We start from the raw sequence: 23,843 nt of genomic DNA, 5'->3' as shown, positions 1-23,843 counted from the left end.
GGGCGGGGTTGGGGAAAGAACCGCCGGAGGCCCAGCCCGCACCACCAACGCCGCCGGAGCCCGCTCGCAGAGGCCAAGGCAGGGGCTCTGCTCGACGGCCACCCCGGACGCGGGACCGAGACGTGCCTCCACGGCCCCGCACAGCTCGACGCCACCCCCACAAGCCAGATCCGTACACACCCGCACCACCGTCGCGGGACGCGGCCGCACCGAGAACATCGAGTAGAACGTCGCCACTCCATACCCCTCCGCCGGCGGCACCGTAAGCCGCCGGCAGAGGTAGTCGAGGCCCCCCTCGCTCACCCACCCCACGCGATCGTTCAACGCGTGCAACCCCGGCAACAACTGATCCCGCCGCTCCCGCGCCGCCCGGCCACCCCGCGCCCACCGCAGATCCGCGTCGCTGCGGTCATCGGCCCCCTCCCACGCGGACTCCGGAGGACCGAGCAGCGCGTCGACGGCCGCCCGCTCCTCGTCCGTCGGCTTGCTGTCACCGAAGTGCAGATCCATCCGTCACCCCACCTCACTGGCGAGCTTGTCGATCCGTATCGCCGATGCCTTGAACTCCGCCGTGCCCGCGATGGGGCAGTTCGCTTCGATCGTGAGCTGGTTGGTGTCGACCTCGTCGGGAAAGTGCATCGTCATGAAGGCGAGGCCCGGGCGGAGACCGGGGTCCACCCACACGGGCGCCACGACGACCCCCCGCCGCGAGGAGATCCGCACCTCCTCACCGACCACGACCCCGTACCGCTCCGCGTCCTCCGGGCACAACTCGACGTACTCGCCGCGCCGCAGCGGAGAGGCGAAACCCCCGCTCTGCACACCGGTGTTGTAGGAGTCCAGCCGCCGACCCGTCGTCAGCCGGATCGGGAACGACTCGTCCGTGAGGTCGACCGGCGGGTCGTGTGCGACGAGGCCGAACGGCGCGGGCGTGCCGCGCCGTTCGGGGGCGGACTCCCACAACCGGCCGTGCAGGTACGTCGGTTCGACCCGGTCCTGCGACGGGCACGGCCACTGGATGCCCTGCAGGGACTCCAGACGCTCGTACGTCATGCCGTAGTGGTCCGGCGACACCGACCGCAGCTCGTCCCAGACGGCCCGCGCGTCCGCGTACTTCCAGTCGTGGCCGAGCCGCCCCGCGAGATCGCAGAGGATGTCGATGTCCTCGCGCGCCTCACCGGGCGGCCGCACGGCCTTGCGGACCCGCTGCACGCGCCGCTCGCTGTTGGTCGTCGTGCCGTCGGTCTCCGCCCAGGCGGCCGTCGCGGGCAGCACGACGTCAGCCAACTCGGCCGTCTTCGTAAGGAAGATGTCCTGTACGACGAGGAAGTCCAGGGCACGAAGACGTCGCATCGCCTGCTCGCTGTCCGCCTCCGACTGCGCGGGGTTCTCGCCGATGCAGTAGACGGCCTTCAGCGACCCCTCCTCCATCGCCTCGAACATCTCCGTCAGATTCAGCCCGTGGCGCGGCTGGATGACCGTGTCCCAGGCCGTCTCGAACTTCAGGCGTGTGTCCGGGTCGAGGATGTCCTGGAAGCCGGGAAGACGGTTGGGGATGGCGCCCATGTCGCCGCCGCCCTGGACGTTGTTCTGCCCGCGCAGGGGCTGCAGGCCCGAGCCGTAGCGGCCCACGTGGCCGGTGAGCAGCGACAGGTTGATCAGCGCGCGCACGTTGTCCGTGCCGTTGTGGTGCTCGGTGATGCCGAGCGTCCAGCACAGCTGTGCCCGCTCGGCCCGCGCGTACGCGTGCGCCAACTCCCTGATGGCGGCGGCCGGTACGCCCGTCACCTTCTCGGCGAGCGACAGCGTCCAGGGCTCGACCAGGGCCGCGTACTCCTCGAAGCCGGACGTGGCCCGCTCGATGAAGGAGTCGTTCGCCAGGCCCGCGTGGATGATCTCGCGGCCGATGGCGTGCGCCATCGGGATGTCCGTGCCGACGTTCAGGCCGAGCCAGCTCTCCGCCCACTCGGCCGTCTTGGTGCGGCGCGGGTCGACCGCGTACATCCGGGCGCCGTTCCTGATCCCCCGCAGGACGTGCTGGAAGAAGATCGGGTGCGCGAAGCGGGCGTTGGAGCCCCACATCACGATCAGATCCGTGTGTTCGACCTCTTCATAAGAAGAGGTGCCACCGCCCGATCCGAAGGCGGCCGACAGGCCAGCCACGCTCGGCGCGTGGCAGGTGCGGTTGCAGGAGTCGACGTTGTTCGTGCCCATGACCACGCGCGCGAACTTCTGTGCCACGTAGTTCATTTCGTTCGTGGCGCGGGCGCAGGAGAACATCCCGAAAGCGCCGCGCGCCTCCTGGAGGCCGGCCGCCACCCGGATCAGCGCCTCCTCCCAAGTGGCCCGCCGGAAGGGAGCGTCGCGCGCGTCGCGTACGAGGGGATGGGTGAGCCGGGTGTACGTCTTGGGCACCCGGTCCCGTTTCTTGCTCATGCCGCGCTCCTCATGCGGTCGGCCAGCAGGTCCGAGATGGCGTGGACGGTGCGGAGCGTCGGCACCGGAACCCCGGTGATCCCGGCGAGTTCCACGACGGCCGCGAGCAGCACGTCGAGTTCGAGCGGTTTGCCGCGCTCCAGGTCCTGGAGGGTGGAGGTGCGGTGGTCGCCGACGCGTTCGGCGCCGGCCAGGCGCCGCTCGACGGAGATGTCGGGGCGGCAGCCGAGTGCGGCGGCGACGGCGAGGGTCTCGTTCATCATGATCTCGATGACGCGGCGGGTGCCGCCGTGCAGGCACATCTCCCGCATCGTGGCGCGGGCGAGCGCGCTGATCGGGTTGAAGGAGATGTTGCCGAGCAGCTTGATCCAGATGTCGATGCGCAGTTCGGGCTCGACGGGACACTTCAGGCCGCCCGCCTGCATCGCCTCGCTGAAGTCGAGACAGCGCTTCGAACGTGAGCGGTCGGGCTCCCCGATGGAGAAGCGGGTGCCTTCGATGTGCCGGACAACTCCCGGGCCCTCCAGCTCCGTTGCCGCGTACACCACGCATCCGACGGCCCGCTCGGGCGCGATCACCGCACTGACCGCGCCGCCGGGGTCCACACTCTCGACGCGGTGGCCGTCGTGCGGGCCGCCGTGCCGGTGGAAGTACCACCAGGGGATGCCGTTCTGTGCCGCGACGACCGCGGTGCCGTCGTGCAGCAGCGGCTCGATGAGCGGCCCGCACGCCGCGTACGAGTTGGCCTTCAGGCCCAGGAAGACGAAGTCGACGGGGCCGATATCGGCCGGGTCGTCGGTGGCGTGGGCCCGCGCGGTGAAGTCGCCGCGCGGGCTGTGGACACGTACTCCGTGCTGCCTCATGGCCGCCAGATGCGGTCCACGGGCGACGAGATGGACATCGGCTCCGGCGCGATGCAGCGCGGCTCCGACGTAGGCGCCGATCGCTCCGGCGCCGAGGACTGCGACTTTCACGGTGGCGCGCTCCGTTCGGTTGAGGGATCCGAACTGTCGATGGAATATTGTCTACAGTATGGAAGTTGGCCCAGCAAGGGGTTGCGCGGCACATTGCATACCGTCGACGAAACAGTGCACGGCCTCTTCCCAACCGCCCGCCTGATTCCTACTGTTCGGGATCATGAGGCCCCCCGTCGCACCCCCGGGATGGAGCCGCTGGCTCGTACCGCCCGCCGCCCTGTCCGTGCATCTCTCCATCGGCCAGGCCTACGCCTGGAGCGTCTTCAAGCCCCCTCTGGAATCCGCCCTCCACCTCAGCGGCACCCAGAGCGCGCTGCCCTTCCAGCTCGGCATCGTGATGCTCGGCCTCTCGGCGGCCTTCGGCGGCACCCTCGTCGAGCGCAACGGGCCGCGCTGGGCGATGGCGGTCGCCCTCACCTGTTTCTCCTCCGGCTTCCTGCTCGCCGCGCTCGGGGCGGCGACCCGCCAGTACTGGCTGATCGTCTTCGGATACGGCTTCGTCGGCGGGATCGGCCTCGGCATCGGCTACATCTCGCCCGTGTCGACCCTGATCAAGTGGTTCCCGGATCGCCCCGGAATGGCGACCGGCATCGCGATCATGGGCTTCGGCGGCGGCGCGCTCATCGCCTCGCCCTGGTCGGCCCAGATGCTGGAGTCCTTCGGCTCGGACTCATCGGGCATCGCGCTCGCCTTCCTGGTGCACGGTCTGACGTACGCCGTCTTCATGTCACTCGGCGTGCTCCTGGTGCGGGTGCCGCGTACGGAAGGGGCGCGGGCACCGGGCGCCCCCGGCACGCTCGACGGGCCGCAGGTCTCCGCGCGGGCCGCCGTGCGGACACCCCAGTTCTGGTGCCTGTGGGTCGTGCTCTGCATGAACGTGACCGCGGGCATCGGCATCCTGGAGAAGGCCGCCCCGATGATCATCGACTTCTTCTCCGACACCGGGACGCCGGTCTCGGTCTCCGCCGCCGCGGGCTTCGTCGCCCTGCTCTCGGCCGCCAACATGGCCGGTCGCATCGGCTGGTCCTCGGCGTCCGACCTGATCGGCCGCAAGAACGTCTACCGCGTCTACCTGGGCGTGGGCGCGCTGATGTATCTGCTGATCGCCCGGTTCGGCGACGCGTCGAAGCCGCTGTTCATCGTCTGCGCGCTGGTGATCCTCTCCTTCTACGGAGGCGGCTTCGCGACGATCCCCGCGTACCTGAAGGACCTCTTCGGGACGTACCAGGTCGGCGCGATCCACGGCCGGCTGCTCACCGCCTGGTCCACCGCCGGTGTCCTCGGCCCCTTGATCGTCAACTGGGTCGCCGACCGCCAGGAGGAGGCCGGCAAGCACGGCTCCGGGCTTTACGGCATGTCCCTCACGATCATGATCGGCCTGCTGACCGTGGGCTTCGTGGCGAACGAATTCGTCCGCCCCGTCCACTCCCGCCACCACATTCCCGCCCCGAGGGAGGCCACCCATGACGGCGCCGACCAGCACGCCGCCCAATAGTCCGCCGCGCCGCCGGGGGCTGATCCTCGCCGCCTGGCTGTGGGTGGGGCTGCCGCTCGGCTACGGCCTGTACGAACTCGCACACAAGGCCACTCAGCTCTTCAACGCGTGACGCGATGATGAGAAGCATCCAAAGCCCACGCCCGATTCCTGTTGCTTTACCTGTCCTGTTACTGGTGAGTCGCTGAGCAGACTGGACGGTCCCGCATCTCCGGCAACAAGGGGGACCCGTTCATGCACGGCTCACGCATCGCCGCCGTCGGCCACCACCAGCCCGCGAAGATCCTCACCAACGAGGATCTGGCGGGCATGGTCGACACCAGCGACGAGTGGATCCGCTCCCGCGTGGGCATCCGCACCCGCCACATCGCGGGACCCGATGAGCCGGTCGACGAGCTCGCCGCGCAGGCCGGGGCCAAGGCCGTCGCCGCCGCGGGCCTCGCGCCCGACGCCATCGACCTCGTCCTGGTCGCCACCTCCACCGCGATCGACCGCTCCCCGAACATGGCGGCCCGCGTCGCGGCCCGCCTGGGCATCCCGTCGCCGGCCGCGATGGACGTGAACGTGGTCTGCGCGGGCTTCACGCACGCGCTCGCCACCGCCGACCACGCCGTACGGGCCGGGGCCGCGACCCGCGCCCTGGTGATCGGCGCGGACAAGATGTCCGAGGTGGCCGACTGGACGGACCGCACCGCGTGCGTCCTCGTCGGGGACGGCGCGGGCGCCGCCGTCGTCGAGGCGTGCCCGCCGGGCGAGGAGCCCGGAATCTCTCCCGTGCTGTGGGGCTCGGTGCCCGAGATGGGCAACGCGGTGCGGATCGAGGGCACGCCGCCGCGGTTCGCGCAGGAGGGCCAGAGCGTCTACCGCTGGGCCACGACGCAGCTGCCGCCGCTCGCCCGCAAGGCCTGCGAGAAGGCCGGTCTCACGCCGGAGGACCTCGCCGCGGTCGTCCTGCACCAGGCCAACCTGCGCATCATCGAGCCGCTCGCCGAGCGGATCGGCGCGGTCAACGCGGTCGTCGCGCGCGACGTCGTGAACTCGGGCAACACCTCCGCGGGCAGCATCCCGCTCGCCCTGTCCAAGCTGGTGGAGCGCGGCGAGATCGTCCACGGCGACCCGGTGCTGCTCTTCGGCTTCGGCGGCAACCTGTCGTACGCGGGACAGGTCGTCCGCTGCCCGTAGCGGGGCGGAACAACGCTATTGAGCCGTGTGACCGGCCCAACTCCCCCTGGTGCTGGCCATTGTGCTCAGTAGACTGTAGACAAAAGGCAATCGCCGAGGAGGGGACCGCGATGTTGTCCACAGGACTGCCGCAGGGGGCGGTGCCCAAGCTGGAACGCCCTGGTCCGCTCCGGGAGCGGGTCTACGAAGCGCTGCTCGAACTCATCACGACCCGCGCGCTCCAGCCGGGCCAGCACCTCGTGGAGAGTGAACTGGCCGGGCACCTGGGGGTGTCGCGTCAACCGGTGCGCGAGGCGCTGCAGCGGCTCAACACCGAGGGCTGGGTCGATCTGCGCCCCGCGCAGGGCGCGTTCGTGCACGAGCCCACGGAGGAGGAGGCGGACCAACTGCTCACGGTCCGTACGCTCTTGGAGGCGGAGGCCGCCCGGCTCGCCGCGGCGAACACGGGCACCGCCGGGATCACCGCGCTCGAAGAGCTGTGCGCCAAGGGCGAACAGGCCGTCGCGGACGGCGACGTGGACCTGGTGGTGACGACCAACGCCGCCTTCCACGCCAAGGTCATGGAGCTCGCCGGCAATGTCGTACTCGCCGAACTGGCCGGGCAGGTGGACCGCCGGGTGCGCTGGTACTACACGCCGGTGGCCCGCCAGCGCGGCAAGCAGTCCTGGATCGAGCACCGCAGGCTGATCGCGGCGATCGCGGAGCGCGACGAGCGCGGTGCCACGGAGATCATGCGGGCGCACACGGAGCACACGCGGGAGACGTACCACCAGCGCAACGACGGCTAGTCAGGCCCACCGACGGCGAGTCGGCGTTCCAGGGGAGTGCGGTAGGCGGGCGTGACGCGGGTGGTCGAGAGGAACGCGGTCAGGCGTCCGATCTCCTCGTCGACGGCCGCGCGGGCGGTGGCCCCGGCATCGGTGAGCAGGTGGTGGTTGATGTGTCCGTCGGCGTGCTGGGCCCAGGCGCCGATGACGCGGCCGTCCCACCAGACGGTGGGGCCGATGTTGCCGTTGCGGTCGAACAGCGCGGCGGTGTGGGCGGGTTCGAGGTACCAGTGGCGGTGGCGCCATCCCATCGGGGTGGGGTCGAGGCCGGGCAGCAGCACGGCGCCGGGCTCGTCTTGCGACTCTTGTAGCTCCTCCAGGTCTTCGGGCAGGAGGTAGCCGGCGCCTTCGTCGAGTTCGACGGCCTGCGCGCCGGTGGCGGCGATGGCCTTGCGGGTGTCGGTGAGGTTCCAGCCGGTCCACCACTTCACGTCGTCGGCCGTCGCGGGACCGAAGGCCTCGAGGTAGTGCCGGGCCAGGGCGGCCCTTGCCTCGGCGACGGGTACGGCGGGCAGCGGCTGGGCGGGCGTCCAGCGGAACTGCGCCGAGGTCCACGAACCGGCCGGTCTGGCCCGGCGGATGTGCCCTTCGGCCGCGAGGACACCGAGGACCGTCGAGCTCGCGCGCTGCCGGGACTCGTAGGACTTGCCGGGGAAGACGACCAGTTGCTCGCGCAGGGCGGGCACGTCGTCGGCCAACTGGGCTGCGGTCGCCGCGCCGCGTGACGCCAGCGCGGAGAGGGTGTCCTGCCGCGCGGTGGTGTAGTGCCGGTGATCCCAGCCGAGGGCCTGGTTCAGCTTGTCCATGGCCTCGGTGCGGAGGCGGTCCGTGTTCTGCGCCGTCGCGGAGAGCACGGCGGGCGCGAGGTGGGCGGGGACGACGAACATCGTGCGGCGCATGCACCGTACGCGCTCGAGGGCGGGTACGCCCTTCGGCCCTTCGTAGAGGATCCGGTCGATGGCGTCGGGCGTGGGGGCGCGCATCCGGGCGGCCGCGGAGAGGAAGACGGTCGCCGCGTCGGTGGCGTGCAGGCCGATCAGGGCATCGGCCACCTCGTGGGCGCCGTCCACGCGGGCGGCCGGCGTGAGCAGGTGCCGCCGGACCAGGCGGGCGCGACGCCGGCCGGCGGTGATGCGGGGCAGATGAGTCATGACGGCCGCGGTCAGTGGGCCTGGTGGATGCAGAACGGCTGCCCGGAGGGGTCGAGCAGGACCGTCCAGTACGTTCCGCCCGGCTGGTGGTCGGGTCTGGTGGCACCCATCTCCAGCAGCCGCTCCTCCGCGGCCCGTACGTCGGTGAACGTCAAGTCCATGTGGAAGGGCAGCTCCTCCTCGGGCCAGTTGGGGGCCGTGAAGTTCTCGGAGGAGTAGAAGAGGTACATCGAGGGGCCGACGTCGAACCCGCAGGCGGCGGGTTCGCCCTGCGGGCCGGGGTAGGTGCGGCTGACTTCCGTGCCCAGCGCGGTGGCGTAGAAGTCGGCCAGCTCGCGGCCGTCGCGGGCCCACATCGCATGGCACAGGATCTTCCCGTCCAGGGCGGGTGCCGGAGTGCTGCTCGTGGCGGGCATGTCAGCGCACCACCTTGATGCCGAAGTGGCCGCCGAACTGCTGGCCGAGGCCGAAGCCGATGGCGGAGTGCATAGGGGCGTACATCTCCATGCCGCGGGCGCACACCAGCGGGCCGAGGTCGAGGATGTCGCTCCAGCCGTAGGACTTGAGCAGCTCGGTGGTCTGCTGCTTGGCGTCGGCGTGGTCACCGGCGACGAACATCGTGTGGTCGCCCTGGCCGACGGACGACGGGTCGACGACGGTGGTCTGCTCCTGGGTGACGAAGCTCTTGACGACCTTCGTCCCGGGCAGCGCCCGCTGGATCTGCTCGGCGAGGCTGTCCGTGTCGCACGGGTCCAGCTTGGGCATGACGCCCCACGGCGTGGGCCAGGGGTGCTCGGTCTCGTGCTGGTAGACGTACGGGACGGCGTAGTCGATGAGCGTCTTGCCGTCGAGGCGGTCCGCGATGGCGGTCAGTGCGGCGACAGCGTTGTGGCCGTCGATGCCGCTGATGACCGGCCCGTCGGCGGCGGCCGCCGCGTCGCCGAAGGACAGCAGGGTGACGCCGGGGTGGTCGGCGAGCCACTGGCCGTAGGGCACGTTGCCCATCATGTCGGGCTCGGTGCGGGCGAGGGTGGCCTCGGGGTCGCGGGTGCCGACGTACACCTCGTGCCCGAGTTCGACGAGCTTGGCCGTGTGCGCGCGGGCGCCGCCGCCCGTGCCGAGAACGGTGATTTTCATGGGTACCTCCCGGTTTGCTCTGGTTGGACAGATCAACAGTAGGACCCTTTCAGGACAGGAGGTGTCCTCTGACTCGGCCATAGTGGAGATCATGACCAGCGACATGACGGCCCGGATGCTGCGCCTCCTTTCCCTGCTGCAGACCCGCCGGGAGTGGTCGGGCTCCGACCTGGCCGCCCGGCTCCAGGTGACCGTCCGCACCGTCCGCCGCGACATCGACCGGCTCCGCGACCTGGGCTACCCCGTCGACAGCGCCCGCGGCCACGCGGGCGGCTACCGCCTCGCCCCCGGAACCGACCTGCCCCCGCTCCTCCTCGACGACGACGAGGCGGTCGCCGTCGCCGTCGCCCTGCGCACCGCCGCGGGCGGCCTGACCGGCATCGAGGAGACCGCGCTGCGGGCCCTGGCCAAACTCGAGCTGGTCCTGCCCCGCCGGCTGCGCGGCCAGGTCACCGCGCTCCAGGCAGCCGTCGCCGGGATCGCCTGGGACGACCGCGGGCCGCGCGCCGACCCCGCTCTCCTCGCCACCCTCGCCGTGGCCTGCCGCGACCACGAGGTCCTCACCTTCGACTACACCACTCGTACGGGCGCGACCGGCCCGCGCCGGGTCGAACCGCGGCACCTGGTTGCCTCCGGCCCCCTCTGGTACCTCCTCGCCCACGACATCGCGAAGAACGACTGGCGAGTCTTCCGCCTCGACCGCATCACCGGCCCCACGCCCACCGGCCGACGCGTACCCGCCCGCGATCTGCCCGGCGACGATCCCGCCGCCTTCGTCGCCGAGCGGCTCTCCGCCGCACCCACCCGCCACCGCGCCGTCGCCACCGTCCACGCCCCTGCCGACCACGTCCGCGCCCACACCCGGGGCCTGGCCACCCGCATCCGCCCCGTCGACGAGAGCACGTGTCTCGTCGACGCCTCAGACGATTCCCTCACCCGCATCGCCCAGACCCTGGCAGGCCTCACCGCCGACTACACCCTCGACGCGGACCCGGACGTCCGCGACCACCTCAGGGCCGCCGCCCAGCGCACCCTGCACGCCACGAGCTGACGGCGCCGGGAGCCGACAGCGCCGCGAGCCGCGCGGTGCCCGCCAAGCCTCTCTTTGTCCTGTGACTGGAGAAAGTCATGGGTAATCCGTGCGCAACTTCTTCCCACTCCCGGCAGGCGCTGCTACGTTCCCCTCGAAAGCCCGGTGAGAAGAACGAACGCCGGGCGTGACAACATGAGTTGCCCGATGAGGCGGGGAGAGGCGCGTGAGACGTATGACGGCTCGACCCGCCAATGCGCATCAGGCGCGTCTGCTGCGGCTGTTGCGTGACGGAGGGCCCAACTCCCGTGCCCAGCTGGGCGATCAGGTCGACCTCTCGCGGTCGAAGCTGGCCGTCGAGGTGGACCGGCTCCTGGAGACCGGACTCGTGGTCGCCGACGGACTCGCCGCCTCGCGCGGCGGCCGCCGCTCCCACAACATCCGCCTGGCCCCCGCCCTCCGCTTCCTCGGCGTGGACATCGGCGCGACCTCGGTCGACGTCGCGGTGACCAATGCCGAGCTGGAGGTCCTCGGCCACATCAATCAGCCCATGGACGTGCGCGAAGGCCCTGTCGCCGTCTTCGAGCAAGTCCTCGCCATGGCCGCCAAGTTGAAGGCCTCCGGGCTCGCGGAAGGGTTCGACGGCGCCGGTATCGGCGTCCCCGGTCCCGTCCGCTTCCCCGAGGGCGTCCCGGTCGCCCCGCCGATCATGCCGGGGTGGGACGGCTTTCCCGTACGGGAAGCCATCAGCCAGGACCTCGGCTGCCCCGTCATGGTCGACAACGACGTGAACCTGATGGCGATGGGGGAACAGCACGCGGGCGTCGCACGCTCCGTGGGTGACTTCCTCTGCGTCAAGATCGGCACCGGCATCGGCTGCGGCATCGTCGTCGGCGGTGAGGTCTACCGCGGTACGACGGGCAGTGCGGGCGACATCGGCCACATCCAGGTCGAACCGGACGGACGTCCCTGCGCCTGTGGCAACAGGGGCTGCCTGGAGGCGTACTTCAGCGGCGCGGCGCTCGCCCGCGACGCCGAGGACGCGGTCGGGCAGGGGCTCTCGGCCGAGCTCGCGACCCGTCTGGAAGCGGCGGGGAAGCTCAGCGCCGTCGACGTCGCCGCGGCGGCCGCGGCCGGTGACGCCACCGCGCTCGACCTCATCCGCGACGGCGGCAACCGCACCGGCCAGGTCATCGCGGGCCTCGTCAGCTTCTTCAACCCGGGCCTCGTGGTGATCGGCGGCGGCGTGACCGGCCTCGGCCACACGCTGCTCGCCGCTATCCGCACCCAGGTCTACCGCCAGTCGCTGCCCCTGGCGACCGGCAATCTCCCCATCGTCCTGGGCGAGTTGGGGCCGGCCGCCGGAGTCATCGGCGGCGCCCGGCTCATCAGCGACCACCTGTTCTCACCGGCCTGACCGGTACGTAGGACCCATAAGTACGACCCATAAGTACGACCCATAAGTGCGACCCATAAGTACGACCCGTACTACGCGACGCACCACACCTCACCCAGTACAGCGCGCTGCTTCGCCCTGCTCCGAAACAGGCTCAGCCCCGCACGAGCCCCGCCCTGCCCTGAAACCGGCCCATCCGCCCAAGGGAACCGTCATGGCACCAGAACCACCGCTGCTCACCATGTCCGGCATCACCAAGTCGTTCCCCGGCGTCCGCGCCCTCGACGGCGTCGACCTCCAGGTCCAGGCCGGCGAAGTGCACTGCCTCCTCGGCCAGAACGGCGCCGGGAAGTCCACGCTCATCAAGGTCCTCGCCGGGGCCCACCAGCCCGACGACGGCGAGATCACCTGGCGCGGCGAGCGCACCACGCTCAGGTCGCCCATCGCCGCCATGCGCCTCGGCATCGCCACCATCTACCAGGAACTCGACCTGGTGGAGGGCCTGTCCGTCGCCGAGAACGTCCACCTCGGGCATGAACCGACGACCGCCGGCTTCGTCGTGCGAGGCCGCGAGGCGAAGGCGTCAACAGCCGCCCTGCTCAAGCGACTTGGGCACGGCGAGATCGACCCGGGAACGCTCGTCGGTGATCTCTCCGCCGCCCAGCAGCAGATCGTCTCCATGGCCAGGGCGCTCTCCCACGAAGTACGCCTCATCGTCATGGACGAGCCGTCGGCCGCCCTCGACCCGGACGAGGTCGACAACCTCTTCCGCATCGTCGGCGACCTCACGGCGGACGGCGTGGCCGTCGTCTACATCTCCCACCGGCTCGAGGAGATCCGCCGCATCGGCGACCGCGTCACCGTCCTCAAGGACGGCCGTGCGGTGGCGGTCGGACTTCCCGCGAAGGAGACCCCGACCCGCGAGGTCGTCGCCCTGATGACGGGCCGCAACGTCGAGTACGTCTTCCCGGACCGGCCCACCGAACGGCCCACCACCGACGCGGTGTTGAAGGTACGCGGACTCGCCCGCGAGGGCGAGTTCGAACCCCTCGACCTCGAACTCCGCCCCGGCGAGATCGTCGGCCTTGCCGGACTCGTCGGCTCGGGGCGCTCCGAGATCCTGGAGACCATCTACGGCGCCCGAAAGCCGACCGCCGGGCAAGTCGCCGTCGCCGGACAGGTGTTGCGACCCGGCAGCGTGCGCGCCGCCGTCCGCGCGGGACTCGGCCTCGCCCCCGAGGAACGCAAGGCGCAGGCCCTGCTGATGCTGGAGTCCGTCACCAACAATGTGTCGGTCTCCTCCATGTCCCGCTTCTCGCGCGGTGGTTGGCTCGACCGAGGCGCCGAGAAGAAGGCCGCGCAGACCGCGACCCGCGAGCTGTCCCTGCGCCCCGACAACCCCGGCGCACCCGTGCGCACCCTCTCCGGCGGCAACCAGCAGAAGGCCGTCCTGGCCCGCTGGCTGCTCCGCGGCTGCCGCGTCCTGCTGCTCGACGAGCCGACCCGCGGCGTGGACGTCGGCGCCCGCGCCGAGCTGTACGCCGTGATCCGCCGCCTCGCCGACGACGGCCTCGCCGTCCTGCTCGTATCCAGCGAGGTCCCCGAAGTCCTCGGCCTCGCCGACCGCGTCCTGGTGCTCCGCGAGGGCCGCGTCGTCCATACGGCGCCCGCCCGTGACCTCGACGAACACCGCGTACTCGACCTCGTACTCGAAGGGAGCCCGGCGTCATGACGCAGCCCGCATCGCCGCCACGGCCCGCCGCATCGAAGAGTGAACCGGCGGACGGTGCACGCCCGTTGCGGACGCTCGCCGCGCGTGCCGACGTGCGGACGCTGTCCCTGCTCGGTGTGCTCGCCGCGCTGATCGCGATCGGCGGCATCACCCAGCCCGACTCGTTCCTCGACACCGACAACGTCCAGCTGATCCTCACCCAGGCGTCCGTCATCGGCGTGGTGACGGTCGGCATGACCTTCGTGATCATCTCGGGCGGCATCGACCTGTCGGTCGGCGCGATCGTCGCGCTCGCCTCCGTCTGGGCGACGACCGTGGCCACCCAGGAGTACGGCTTCGCGGGCATCCTCTTCACGGCGGTGATCGTCGGCATGGCCTGCGGTCTCGTCAACGGACTGCTCATCGCGTACGGCGGGATGGTGCCGTTCATCGCGACGCTCGCCATGCTGGCGTCGGGCCGCGGTCTCGCCCTGCAGATCACCGACGGCAAGACCCAAATGGTCACCGTGGACGGGGTGTTGAGCCTTGGCGAACGCGACTCCTACGTCCTCGGCATCCCGCCGCTCGTGCTCGTCTTCGCGGCCGTCACCGTCGTCGGCTGGCTGCTCCTGAACCGCACCACCTTCGGGCGGCGCTCGGTCGCGGTCGGCGGCAACGCGGAAGCGGCGCGGCTCGCCGGCATCGACGTACGCAGGCAGCGGCTCTACCTCTATCTGCTCTCCGGCCTGTGCTGCGGGATCGCGGCCTTCCTGCTGATCATCCTGTCCGGCTCGGGACAGAACACCAACGGCAATCTGTACGAGCTCGACGCCATCGCCGCCGCGATCATCGGCGGCACCCTGCTCAGCGGCGGCCGGGGCACCATCACCGGCTCCGTGCTCGGCGTACTGATCTTCACCACGATCACCAACATCTTCGCGCTCAACAACCTGCAGAGCGACGTCCAGCAGATCGCCAAGGGCGCGATCATCGTCGCCGCGGTCCTGGTCCAGCGACGTACGGCCTCAACTCCCTGATGCCAACACTCCCTGATGCGAGCACTCCCTGATTCGAAGGGTTCACCGCCATGCCCGAGACATCCCTATTCGCGAGCCGTAGAGGACTGCTCTTCGGAGCGGCCGCCCTGTCGACCGGTGCCCTCATCACGGGGTGCACCAGCAACGAGTCCAAGGACGAGGGCGACGACAGCAAGGACCAGCCCGTCGCGGACGACAAGCCCGGCAAGAAGGTCACCATCGGGTTCGCGGGACCGCAGGCCGACCACGGCTGGCTGAACGCGATCAACGACAACGCCAAGGAGCGGGCGAAGAAGTACTCGGACGTGACGCTGGAGTCCACCGAGGGCTCCAACGACACCGCCGCCCAGATCGGCCAGGTCGAGACGCTGATCAACAAGAAGGTCGACGTCCTGGTGATCCTGCCGGCCGACGGCAAGGCGCTCACCCAGGTCGGCCTGAAGGCCATGAAGGCGGGCATCCCCGTCGTCAACCTCGACCGGGTCTTCGCATCGCCGCAGGCCTACCGCTGCTGGATCGGCGGCGACAACTACGGCATGGGGCTGAGCGCCGGGCACTACATCGGCGAGAAGCTCAAGGACAAGAAGGGCGCCAAGGTCGTCGAGCTCGCGGGGCTCGACAACCTGGAGCTGACCAAGCAGCGCAGCAAGGGCTTCGACGACGCCCTGAAGAACTACCCGAACATCGAGAAGGTCGCCCGGCAGGCCGCCGAGTTCACCGTCGAGTCGGGGCAGCAGAAGATGTCCCAACTCCTACAGGCCCAGAAGAACTTCGACGCCCTGTGGAACCACGACGACGACCAGGGCGTGGGCGCGCTGCGTGCCATCAAGCAGGCGGGCCGCGACGACTTCCTGATGGTCGGCGGCGCGGGCGCGCTCTCCGCGTTCCAGGCCATCGAGTCCGACGACAGCGTGCTCAAGGCCACCGTCCTCTACCCGCCGACGATGGCCGCCTCGGCGATCGACCTCGCCCGCGCGCTCGGCCAGGGCAAGGGCGTCAGCGGCATGGCCGAGTTCGAGATCCCGGCCTTCATCACCCTGTACTCGGCGGTGGTCGACAAGGACAACGTCGGCCAGTACATGTCCACCGGCTTCAAGTGATGCGCGCGTCCGCACCCCCCACCGAGCACCGACGAGGAGGAGTACCGCATGCGTGAGACGGAACACGAGGCCGGGACAGGGAAGCGGCCGCTGGGGGTGGGCATGGTCGGATACGCCTTCATGGGCGCCGCCCACTCCCAGGGCTGGCGCACCGTCGGGCGCGTCTTCGATCTGCCCCTGCGGCCCGTTCTCTCGGCGGTCTGCGGACGCGACGGCGGCGCCGTGCGCGCGGCCGCGGACCGGCTCGGCTGGGCGGCCGCGGAGACCGACTGGCGCACACTCGTGAACCGTGCGGATGTCGACCTCGTCGACATCTGCACGCCCGGCGACAGCCATGCGGAGATCGCGATCGCGGCGCTCGATGCGGGCAAGCACGTGCTGTGCGAGAAGCCCCTCGCCAACACCGTCGAGGAGGCCGAGGCGATGGCCGATGCCGCCGAACGGGCCCGCGCGCGCGGCCAGGTGGCCATGGTCGGCTTCAACTACCGCCGGGTCCCCGCGCTCGCCCTCGCCCGGCAGATGGTCGCCGAGGGACGGCTCGGCACGCTGCGACACGTACGTCTGACGTACCTTCAGGACTGGCTGGTGAACCCGGAGTTCCCGCTCACCTGGCGGCTGAGCAAGGACCGCGCGGGTTCGGGCGCCCTCGGTGACCTGGGGGCGCACATCGTGGACCTCGCGCAGTATCTGGCGGGGGAACCGGTGGCGGGCGTCTCGGCGCTCACCGAGACGTTCGTGCGGGAGCGGCCGCTGCTCGACGGGGCGTCCAGCGGGCTCACGGGGGAGGGCGGCGCCGAGACCGGACCCGTCACCGTGGACGACGCGGCGGTCTTCACCGGACGCTTCCCGTCGGGCGCGCTCGCCCTGTTCGAGGCGACCCGTTTCGCGGCGGGCCGCAAGAACGCGCTGCGGCTCGAACTCAACGGCTCCGACGGCTCGTTGGCCTTCGACTTGGAGCGCCTCAACGAGCTCTCCTTCCACGACCACACGGAGCCCGCCACGTCCTCCGGCTTCCGCCGCATCCTGGTGACCGAGCCGGGACACCCGTACCTGGAGGCCTGGTGGCCGCCCGGCCACGGACTCGGCTACGAGCACACCTTCGTGCACCAGGCGCGCGATCTGGTGCACGCCATCGCCGAAGGCGGCGTCGCCGAACCGTCGTTCGCCGACGGGCTCGGCGTCCAGCGGGTCCTCGCCGCCGTGGAGGAGAGCGCGGCCAAGAACTCCGTCTACACCCCGATACCGAACACCCCTGTCCCGTACACCCCTGTCCAGGTTTGAGGAGGCCGTCATGCCACGCCCGTTCACCCTGTTCACCGGCCAGTGGGCCGACCTGCCGCTCGAAGAGGTCTGCCGGCTCGCCCGCGACTTCGGCTACGACGGGCTCGAACTCGCCTGCTGGGGTGACCACTTCGAGGTCGACAAGGCCCTGAACGACACCTCCTATCTGGACTCCCGCCGCCAGCTTCTCGACAAGTACGGCCTCAAGTGCTGGGCCATCTCCAACCACCTGGTCGGGCAGGCCGTCTGCGACGCGATCATCGACGAGCGGCACCAGGCGATCCTGCCCGCCCGGATCTGGGGCGACGGCGATGCGGAGGGCGTGCGGCGGCGGGCCGCCCGCGAGATCGAGGACACGGCGCGCGCGGCGGCGGCCTTCGGCGTCGACACGGTGATCGGCTTCACGGGCTCCTCGATCTGGCACCTGGTGGCGATGTTCCCGCCGGCGCCCGAGTCGATGATCGAGCGGGGTTACGAGGACTTCGCCGAGCGCTGGAACCCGATCCTCGACGTCTTCGACGTACAGGGCGTGCGCTTCGCCCACGAGGTGCACCCCTCCGAGATCGCCTACGACTACTGGACAACGCACCGCGCCCTGGAGGCGGTTGACCACCGGGTCGCCTTCGGCCTGAACTTCGACCCCTCGCACTTCGTCTGGCAGGACCTGGACCCGGTCGGTTTCCTCTACGACTTCCGGGACCGCATCTACCACGTCGACTGCAAGGAGGCGCGGCGCCGCCTCGACGGCCGCAACGGCCGCCTCGGCTCCCACCTCCCGTGGGGCGATCCGCGCCGCGGCTGGGACTTCGTGTCCGCGGGGCACGGGGACGTCCCCTGGGAGGACGTGTTCCGCATGCTGCGCTCCATCCGCTACGAGGGGCCGATCTCGGTGGAGTGGGAGGACGCGGGCATGGACCGGCTCCAGGGCGCTCCCGAGGCGCTGCGGAGCCTGAAGGCCTTTGACTTCGAGCCTCCGTCGGCGTCGTTCGACGCGGCGTTCGGGGGCAACTGAGCGCTGTCGGCGGGCACTTTGTCCTGCCCAAGGGAAAAGTTGAACTCTGTTGCTGTGCAAGGGCTTTCCGTCACGGACAAACGTGGCTACCGTCCCTGATGTGTACAGGACATGAACCTTCCGGGGTGACGGCGCACCCCGGCGCCCGGCGCCAAGATCACACCCGCGTACGACCGTCCCCCCTCCCGGAGGAACCCCCGTGCACAGGAAACGCCTGAGACTGCGCAAGACACTCGCGCTGCTCACCGCCCCGCTCATCGCGGGCGCCACCCTGACCCTCACCTCCCCGTCGGCGAACGCCGCCGACCCCGAGGCACTGCGCGCCGCCCGCGCGCAGGCCGACAGGGCGGCCGCGGCCCCCCTCGCCGAAGACTTCCAGCAGGTGACCCTCGCCAAGGGCGAGCCCGAGACGGGTGAGCCCATGACGCTCTCCGTGCTCCCCGACCGCTCCGTCCTGCACACATCGCGCGACGGCACGCTGCGCCTCACCGACGCCGCGGGCAACACCGAGATCGCGGGCAAGATCCCGGTCTACACGCATGACGAAGAGGGCCTCCAAGGCGTCGCCATCGACCCGAAGTTCAGCGAGAACCGCGCGATCTACCTCTACTACGCGCCCCCGCTCGACACCCCGGCCGGCGACGCCCCGGAGACCGGCACGGCCGATGACTTCAAGAAGTTCGACGGCGTCAACCGCCTCTCCCGCTTCGTCCTGAAGGCCGACGGCACCCTCGACAACGCCAGCGAGAAGAAGGTCCTCGACGTCCCCGCGAGCCGCGGCATCTGCTGCCACGTCGGCGGCGACATCGACTTCGACAAGGACGGCAACCTCTACCTCTCGACGGGCGACGACTCCAACCCCTTCGCCTCGGACGGCTTCACGCCCATCGACGAGCGCGCGGACCGCAACCCCGCCTTCGACGCCCGCCGCAGCGCCGGCAACAGCAACGACCTGCGCGGCAAGATCCTGCGCATCAAGGTCGCCGACGACGGCACGTACACCGTCCCGGACGGCAACCTCTTCGCTCCCGGCACGGAGAAGACCCGCCCCGAGATCTACGCGATGGGCTTCCGCAACCCCTTCCGGATGAGTGTCGACAAGCCAACCGGTATCGTGTACGTAGGTGACTACGGCCCCGACGCGGGAGCGGCCGACCCCAAGCGCGGCCCCGCGGGCCAGGTCGAGTTCGCCCGCGTGACCAAGCCGGGCAACTTCGGCTGGCCGTACTGCACCGGCAAGAACGACGCGTACATCGACTACGACTTCGCGACGCAGACCTCCGGTGCCGCCTTCGACTGCGCCGCACCGAAGAACACTTCCGTGCACAACACCGGCCTGACCGATCTGCCGGCCGCGCAGGAGGCCTGGATACCGTACGACGGCGGCTCCGTCCCCGAGTTCGGCTCGGGCTCCGAGTCCCCGATGGGCGGCCCCGTCTACCGCTATGACGCGGCGAACACCTCCCCGGTGAAGTTCCCGGAGGCGTACGACGGCGACTTCTTCGCGGGTGAGTTCGGACGGCGCTGGATCAAGCGCATCGAGCAGGGCGCGGACGGCACGGTCTCGAAGATCAACCCGTTCCCGTGGACGGGCACCCAGGTGATGGACATGGAGTTCGGCCCCGACGGCGCTCTGTACGTCCTCGACTACGGCACCGCCTGGTTCGGCGGCGACGAGAACTCCGGCCTCTTCCGCATCGAGAACGCCACCGGTGGCCACTCCCCGGTCGCCGAGGCGAGCTCCTCCGTGACCAGCGGCCAGGCCCCGCTCAAGACCAAGTTCACCGCGAAGGCCACGGACGCCGACGGCGGCACGCTGACCTACGCCTGGGACTTCGGCGACGGCGGCAAGTCGACGCAGCAGAACCCCTCGTACACGTACAAGAAGAACGGCGTCTACACCGCGACCGTGACCGTCAAGGACTCGACCGGGCGCACCGGTTCGGCCAGCGCGCACCTCACCGTCGGCAACACCGCGCCCAAGGTGACCCTGGAACTCCCCGGTGACGGGCAGCTGTTCACCTTCGGCGACAAGATTCCCTTCAAGGTGAAGGTGACCGACCCGGAGGACGGGGCCATCGACTGCACGAAGGTCAAGGTCACCCACATCCTCGGCCATGACAGCCACGGCCACCCGGTGACATCGGCCAACGGCTGCGAGGGCACCCTGCAGACCTCGGCGGACGGCGAGCACGACCCGAACGCCAACATCTTCGGGGTCTTCGACGCCGAGTACACCGACAAGGGCGCAGGCGGCCAGCCCGCGCTGACCACCCACGACCAGAACGTCGTCCAGCCCAAGCACCGCCAGGGCGAGCACTACAACGACTCCAAGGGCGTGTCCGTGGTCAACCACACCCCGGCGCACGGCGGCAAGACGGTCGGTGACATCAACAACGGCGACTGGATCGCCTTCAAGCCCTACATCCTGGGCAACGCCACCAAGCTGACCGCGCGCGTCGCCTCGGGCGGAGCCGGCGGCACGCTCGAGGTCCGCGGCGGCTCGGCCACCGGCAAGCTCCTGGGCAGCGCGAAGGTCGCGCCGACCGGCGGGTGGGAGACGTACACCGACGTGAGCACCGCTCTCGCCGGCGCGCCCACCAAGACGACCACGCTCTTCCTGGTCTTCAAGGGCGAGGGCACCGGCGCCCTGTACGACGTCGACGACTTCACCGTCACCACGAGCTGAGGAGGGGGCATCACATGCGCGCATCCGCACGGACAGCCACTGCTACGGCCGCGGCCGCCTTGCTCATAGGGTGTGTATCGGGGCCTGCGGCGTCCGACCCCGGTACGTCGAAGGCCGACGGTGAGAAGGTCCTGGTGTTCTCCAAGACCGCCGGGTTCCGGCACGACTCCATTCCGGACGGCATCGCGGCCGTCAAGGACCTCGGCGCGGCGAACGGCTTCACCGTCGACGCGACCGAGGACGCCGGAACCTTCACCGCCTCGAACCTCGCACAGTACGACGCCGTGATCTGGCTCTCCACGACCGGCGACGTGCTCAACGCCGAGCAGCAGTCGGCGTTCGAGGGCTACATCAAGAAGGGCGGCGGGTATGTGGGCGTGCACGCCGCCGCCGACACCGAGTACGACTGGCCCTTCTACGGAGGCCTCGCGGGCGCCTACTTCCAGTCGCATCCCGCGATCCAGCCGGCGAAGGTCCAGGTCGAGGACCACGCGCACCCGTCCACCGAGCAGCTGCCGGGGATCTGGGACCGCACCGACGAGTGGTACAACTACCGCTCGAATCCCCGGGACCGGGCCCGCGTCCTCGCCTCGCTCGACGAGTCGTCGTACACCGGCGGCACGATGTCAGGCGACCATCCCATCGCCTGGTGCCAGGACTACCAGGGCGGCCGTTCCTTCTACACGGGCGGCGGCCACACCAAGGAGTCGTTCGCCGATCCCGTATATCGCACGCATCTGCTCGGTGGGATCCGCTGGGCGACGGGCGCGGCGCAGGCCGACTGCCGTGCGGAGAAGGGCTACACGCCGATCTTCGACGGGACGGCCGCCTCGCTGGACGGCTGGAAGCAGGCGGGCCCGGGGTCCTTCGAGTTGAACGAGGCCGACGGGACGCTCACGACGGTCGGCGGCATGGGCATGCTCTGGTACGGGGCGAAGGAGCTCGGCTCCTACTCCCTCAAGCTGGACTGGCGCATGGACGGCGACGACAACTCGGGGATCTTCGTGGGCTTCCCGGCCTCCGACGACCCGTGGTCGGCCGTGAACAACGGCTATGAGATCCAGATCGACGCCACCGACGTCCCGGAGAAGACCACCGGCTCCGTCTACGGCTTCAAGTCCGCCGACCTGAAGAAGCGCGACAAGGCGCTGAACCCGCCGGGGGAGTGGAACACGTACGAACTCCGTGTCGAGGGCGAACGCCTTCGGATCTATCTCAACGGAGTGAAGATCAACGACTTCACCAACACGGATCCGGCGAGGAGCCTGAAGGACGGTCACATCGGCATCCAGAACCACGGCGCCGATGACCAGGTCTCCTTCCGCGACATCCGGGTGAAGGAACTCCCGGCCCGCACCGCTTCCGGCGTGGGCCGCTAGACGGCGGCGGGCGGAGGACGCCGGACCTCCGCCCGCCGTCTTTCTTCGACAGGAGGCAGCCGTGCCCATTACCTCTTCTTCCTCTTCTTCTGGTTCTTCTGGTTCTTCTGGATCCTTTGGTTCCTCTGGTTCTTCGGGGGGTGGGCTGACCGGGGTGTGGCTGATCGGGGCGCGTGGTTCGGTCGCCACGACGGCTGTCGCGGGGTGTGCGGCCGTGACGGCCGGTCTGCACCCGCCGACCGGCATGGTCACGGAGACCCCGCCGTTCGCGGAGTGTGGTCTGCCAACGTTGTCGTCGCTCGTCTTCGGCGGCCACGACACGGTGGAGTGCCCGCTGCCGAAGCGCGCGGAGCAACTGGCCGCCGGGGGAGTGCTGCCGCACGGGGTCCCCTCGGCGGTGCGCTCCGAACTGGCCGCCGCGGACGCGGAGATACGCATGGGCGGGCCACGCCCCGGCGACACCGACGCCGACGGCCGGTCGGACGAGGAGCTGATCGCGTCGTTCGCGGACGACATCACGGACTTTGTACGTCGCCGGGGTCTTGCCCGTGCGGTGGTGGTGAACGTGGCTTCGACGGAACCGCTGCCACCGGACGGCGGGGGACGGCTCCCCGCCAGCTCCCTGTACGCGGCGGCGGCGCTGCGCGCGGGCTGCCCGTACGTGAACTTCACCCCGTCCACGGGCCTGCACCACCCGGCACTCGCCGCGGCGGCCGCTTCGTCCGGCCTCCCCTACGCGGGCCGGGACGGCAAGACGGGCCAGACCCTCCTGCGCTCGGTCCTCGGCCCGATGTTCGCCCAGCGGGCGCTCGCCGTGCGGGCCTGGTCCGGCACCAACCTCCTGGGCGGCGGCGACGGCGCGTCCCTCGCCGATCCGGCCGCGGCGGCGGCGAAGAACGCGGGCAAGGAACGCGTCCTCGCCGACACCCTCGGGACGGCCCCCGAGGGCGAGGTCCACATCGACGACGTCCCGTCCCTCGGCGACTGGAAGACCGCCTGGGACCACATCGCCTTCGACGGCTTCCTCGGCGCGCGCATGGTCCTGCAGACCACCTGGCAGGGCTGCGACTCGGCCTTGGCGGCCCCCTTGATCCTGGACCTGGCCCGCCTCCTCGCCCGCTCCCACGAACTGGGCCTCACCGGCCCTTCCCCCTCCCTCGGCTTCTACTTCAAGGACCCGGACCCGGGCTCTTCCTCGTCCTTGGGCGAGCAGTACGCGGCGCTGGTCGCCTTCGCGGAACGGCTGAAGGGGGCGGGGGCGTGAGGGTGAGCTGTGGTGTTCAGAGGGGCGGCGGCGTAGGCGCGGTCCGCGATGCTGTGCGAGGTGCCGCGTGAGTCGCATGAGCCGCATGAGTCACATGAGTCACATGAGTACTGCTCGCGACTGGGCCGAACTCCTGCGTGTCCCGGCCCTGTTCACCGTCCCCGGCGACGCGCTCGCAGGAGCGGCGGCGACCGGGCTGCGCCCGAACTCCCGCACCCTGCTCGCCATGGCCGCATCCCTCTCCCTGTACGAGGCGGGCATGGCCCTCAACGACTGGGCGGACCGCGCGGACGACGCGGTCGAACGCCCGCACCGCCCGCTGCCGTCCGGCCGCATCGCCCCCGCGGCGGCCCTGGGCGCGGCCGCCGCTTTCACGGCCGGCGGCCTGGCCCTGGCCTCCCTCGCGGGGCGCCCCGCCTTCACGGTGGCGAGTGCCTTGGCGGGCACGGTCTGGGCCTACGACCTGGGCCTGAAGCACACCCCGGCGGGTCCCGCCGCCATGGCCGCGGCACGCGGCCTCGACCTCCTGCTGGGCGCGGCGGCAACCGGCAAGGGCCACCCTGCGGCGCAACTCCGCGCCGCAACGCCCAACGCCCTCGTCCTGGGCGCCCACACCCTCGCCGTCACCGCGGTCTCACGCCGCGAGGCCCAGGGCGGCTCCATGGCGGCACCGCTGGGAGCACTGGCCGCAACGGCGGCGCTGACCCACCTGCTCGCACGGGGCGGGGGCGGTGGCGAG

21 protein-coding genes are annotated in these 23,843 nt (G+C 70.6%); 15 read left to right on the top strand and 6 right to left on the bottom strand.

Annotated features, from left to right (window positions below):
* The 3 genes from E2651_RS22845 to E2651_RS22835 form a co-directional block, all read right to left on the bottom strand.
* Positions 1-510: NAD(P)H-dependent oxidoreductase subunit E (locus tag E2651_RS22845; protein WP_209446220.1), on the bottom strand; the 510-nt coding region annotated here is incomplete at its 3' end.
* A 3-nt stretch (positions 511-513) separates the two neighbouring features.
* On the bottom strand, positions 514-2,436 hold the full coding sequence (locus tag E2651_RS22840; protein WP_135333062.1) for a molybdopterin-dependent oxidoreductase: 1,923 nt from the start codon (positions 2,434-2,436) through the stop codon (positions 514-516).
* On the bottom strand, positions 2,433-3,410 hold the full coding sequence (locus tag E2651_RS22835; RefSeq protein ID WP_135333061.1) for a 2-dehydropantoate 2-reductase: 978 nt from the start codon (positions 3,408-3,410) through the stop codon (positions 2,433-2,435). Before E2651_RS22835 ends, E2651_RS22840 begins: the two co-directional genes overlap by 4 nt.
* Before the next feature lie 163 nt (positions 3,411-3,573).
* Between E2651_RS22835 and E2651_RS22830 the strand changes: the two genes are divergently transcribed.
* The 4 genes from E2651_RS22830 to E2651_RS22820 all read left to right on the top strand — a co-directional run bounded on the left by E2651_RS22830 (position 3,574) and on the right by E2651_RS22820 (position 6,878).
* On the top strand, positions 3,574-4,908 hold the full coding sequence (locus tag E2651_RS22830) for an OFA family MFS transporter (protein ID WP_135333060.1): 1,335 nt from the start codon (positions 3,574-3,576) through the stop codon (positions 4,906-4,908).
* A complete protein-coding gene (locus E2651_RS44040) occupies positions 4,877-5,020 on the top strand; it encodes a hypothetical protein (protein ID WP_167828863.1) in 144 nt (47 codons plus the stop codon). Before E2651_RS22830 ends, E2651_RS44040 begins: the two co-directional genes overlap by 32 nt.
* Positions 5,021-5,142: 122 nt before the next feature.
* Positions 5,143-6,090, top strand: coding sequence for a beta-ketoacyl-ACP synthase III (locus E2651_RS22825; RefSeq protein ID WP_135333059.1), 948 nt, complete (start codon positions 5,143-5,145; stop codon positions 6,088-6,090).
* A gap of 110 nt (positions 6,091-6,200) precedes the next feature.
* Complete coding sequence (locus tag E2651_RS22820; RefSeq protein WP_135333058.1) at positions 6,201-6,878, top strand: GntR family transcriptional regulator; 678 nt, start codon at positions 6,201-6,203, stop codon at positions 6,876-6,878.
* Here E2651_RS22820 and E2651_RS22815 read toward each other — a convergent pair.
* Genes E2651_RS22815 through E2651_RS22805 form a run of 3 tightly spaced genes read right to left on the bottom strand, consistent with a single transcriptional unit; the run spans position 6,875 to position 9,205 of the window.
* On the bottom strand, positions 6,875-8,068 hold the full coding sequence (locus E2651_RS22815) for a winged helix DNA-binding domain-containing protein (RefSeq protein WP_135333057.1): 1,194 nt from the start codon (positions 8,066-8,068) through the stop codon (positions 6,875-6,877). The two genes, E2651_RS22820 and E2651_RS22815, sit on opposite strands and share 4 nt — an antisense overlap.
* Positions 8,069-8,079: 11 nt before the next feature.
* Complete coding sequence (locus E2651_RS22810; RefSeq protein WP_135333056.1) at positions 8,080-8,484, bottom strand: VOC family protein; 405 nt, start codon at positions 8,482-8,484, stop codon at positions 8,080-8,082.
* A 1-nt stretch (position 8,485) separates the two neighbouring features.
* The gene (locus tag E2651_RS22805; RefSeq protein WP_135333055.1) at positions 8,486-9,205 is read right to left on the bottom strand and encodes an NAD(P)-binding domain-containing protein; all 720 of its coding nucleotides are present in this window, start codon (positions 9,203-9,205) and stop codon (positions 8,486-8,488) included.
* 91 nt (positions 9,206-9,296) lie between these two features.
* Between E2651_RS22805 and E2651_RS22800 the strand changes: the two genes are divergently transcribed.
* The 11 genes from E2651_RS22800 to E2651_RS22750 form a co-directional block, all read left to right on the top strand.
* Positions 9,297-10,256 (top strand): WYL domain-containing protein, encoded by a 960-nt coding sequence (locus E2651_RS22800; protein ID WP_135333054.1) that lies wholly within the window; start codon positions 9,297-9,299, stop codon positions 10,254-10,256.
* Positions 10,257-10,470: 214 nt separating this feature from the next.
* Positions 10,471-11,652: an ROK family transcriptional regulator gene (locus E2651_RS22795; RefSeq protein WP_135333053.1), complete on the top strand. Its 1,182-nt coding sequence runs from the start codon at positions 10,471-10,473 to the stop codon at positions 11,650-11,652.
* Positions 11,653-11,845: 193 nt separating this feature from the next.
* On the top strand, positions 11,846-13,363 hold the full coding sequence (locus E2651_RS22790; protein WP_135333052.1) for a sugar ABC transporter ATP-binding protein: 1,518 nt from the start codon (positions 11,846-11,848) through the stop codon (positions 13,361-13,363).
* Positions 13,360-14,379, top strand: coding sequence for an ABC transporter permease (locus E2651_RS22785; RefSeq protein WP_135333051.1), 1,020 nt, complete (start codon positions 13,360-13,362; stop codon positions 14,377-14,379). Before E2651_RS22790 ends, E2651_RS22785 begins: the two co-directional genes overlap by 4 nt.
* Before the next feature lie 50 nt (positions 14,380-14,429).
* Positions 14,430-15,479: a substrate-binding domain-containing protein gene (locus E2651_RS22780; RefSeq protein WP_135333050.1), complete on the top strand. Its 1,050-nt coding sequence runs from the start codon at positions 14,430-14,432 to the stop codon at positions 15,477-15,479.
* 48 nt (positions 15,480-15,527) lie between these two features.
* The gene (locus tag E2651_RS22775; protein ID WP_135333049.1) at positions 15,528-16,760 is read left to right on the top strand and encodes a Gfo/Idh/MocA family oxidoreductase; all 1,233 of its coding nucleotides are present in this window, start codon (positions 15,528-15,530) and stop codon (positions 16,758-16,760) included.
* A 10-nt stretch (positions 16,761-16,770) separates the two neighbouring features.
* On the top strand, positions 16,771-17,772 hold the full coding sequence (locus tag E2651_RS22770) for a sugar phosphate isomerase/epimerase family protein (RefSeq protein WP_135333048.1): 1,002 nt from the start codon (positions 16,771-16,773) through the stop codon (positions 17,770-17,772).
* A gap of 199 nt (positions 17,773-17,971) precedes the next feature.
* On the top strand, positions 17,972-20,461 hold the full coding sequence (locus E2651_RS22765) for a PQQ-dependent sugar dehydrogenase (RefSeq protein ID WP_135333047.1): 2,490 nt from the start codon (positions 17,972-17,974) through the stop codon (positions 20,459-20,461).
* 14 nt (positions 20,462-20,475) lie between these two features.
* A complete protein-coding gene (locus E2651_RS22760) occupies positions 20,476-21,840 on the top strand; it encodes a ThuA domain-containing protein (RefSeq protein WP_135333046.1) in 1,365 nt (454 codons plus the stop codon).
* Positions 21,841-21,985: 145 nt separating this feature from the next.
* Entirely contained in the window at positions 21,986-23,104 is a 1,119-nt protein-coding gene (locus E2651_RS22755) for an inositol-3-phosphate synthase (RefSeq protein ID WP_245239109.1), read from the top strand.
* A gap of 103 nt (positions 23,105-23,207) precedes the next feature.
* A partial coding sequence (locus E2651_RS22750) for an SCO3242 family prenyltransferase (RefSeq protein ID WP_245239107.1) occupies positions 23,208-23,843 on the top strand: 636 nt, incomplete at its 3' end.

Origin of the sequence: Streptomyces sp. MZ04, from assembly GCF_004684775.1 — a bacterium.
Lineage (GTDB): Bacteria > Actinomycetota > Actinomycetes > Streptomycetales > Streptomycetaceae > Streptomyces.
Note: the sequence above shows the minus strand (reverse complement) of the source record. Positions and strands in the feature narration are given on the sequence as shown.

Excerpts from the sequence above, each read along its gene's own strand:
- E2651_RS22820 (WP_135333058.1), top strand. The coding sequence starts at position 6,201 with ATGTTGTCCACAGGACTGCCGCAGGGGGCGGTGCCCAAGCTGGAACGC.
- E2651_RS22780 (WP_135333050.1), top strand. The coding sequence starts at position 14,430 with ATGCCCGAGACATCCCTATTCGCGAGCCGTAGAGGACTGCTCTTCGGA.
- E2651_RS22805 (WP_135333055.1), bottom strand. The coding sequence starts at position 9,205 with ATGAAAATCACCGTTCTCGGCACGGGCGGCGGCGCCCGCGCGCACACG.
- E2651_RS22785 (WP_135333051.1), top strand. The coding sequence starts at position 13,360 with ATGACGCAGCCCGCATCGCCGCCACGGCCCGCCGCATCGAAGAGTGAA.
- E2651_RS44040 (WP_167828863.1), top strand. The coding sequence starts at position 4,877 with ATGACGGCGCCGACCAGCACGCCGCCCAATAGTCCGCCGCGCCGCCGG.
- E2651_RS22790 (WP_135333052.1), top strand. The coding sequence starts at position 11,846 with ATGGCACCAGAACCACCGCTGCTCACCATGTCCGGCATCACCAAGTCG.
- E2651_RS22770 (WP_135333048.1), top strand. The coding sequence starts at position 16,771 with ATGCCACGCCCGTTCACCCTGTTCACCGGCCAGTGGGCCGACCTGCCG.
- E2651_RS22840 (WP_135333062.1), bottom strand. The coding sequence starts at position 2,436 with ATGAGCAAGAAACGGGACCGGGTGCCCAAGACGTACACCCGGCTCACC.
- E2651_RS22810 (WP_135333056.1), bottom strand. The coding sequence starts at position 8,484 with ATGCCCGCCACGAGCAGCACTCCGGCACCCGCCCTGGACGGGAAGATC.
- E2651_RS22795 (WP_135333053.1), top strand. The coding sequence starts at position 10,471 with ATGACGGCTCGACCCGCCAATGCGCATCAGGCGCGTCTGCTGCGGCTG.
- E2651_RS22800 (WP_135333054.1), top strand. The coding sequence starts at position 9,297 with ATGACCAGCGACATGACGGCCCGGATGCTGCGCCTCCTTTCCCTGCTG.
- E2651_RS22815 (WP_135333057.1), bottom strand. The coding sequence starts at position 8,068 with ATGACTCATCTGCCCCGCATCACCGCCGGCCGGCGTCGCGCCCGCCTG.
- E2651_RS22775 (WP_135333049.1), top strand. The coding sequence starts at position 15,528 with ATGCGTGAGACGGAACACGAGGCCGGGACAGGGAAGCGGCCGCTGGGG.
- E2651_RS22760 (WP_135333046.1), top strand. The coding sequence starts at position 20,476 with ATGCGCGCATCCGCACGGACAGCCACTGCTACGGCCGCGGCCGCCTTG.
- E2651_RS22830 (WP_135333060.1), top strand. The coding sequence starts at position 3,574 with ATGAGGCCCCCCGTCGCACCCCCGGGATGGAGCCGCTGGCTCGTACCG.
- E2651_RS22825 (WP_135333059.1), top strand. The coding sequence starts at position 5,143 with ATGCACGGCTCACGCATCGCCGCCGTCGGCCACCACCAGCCCGCGAAG.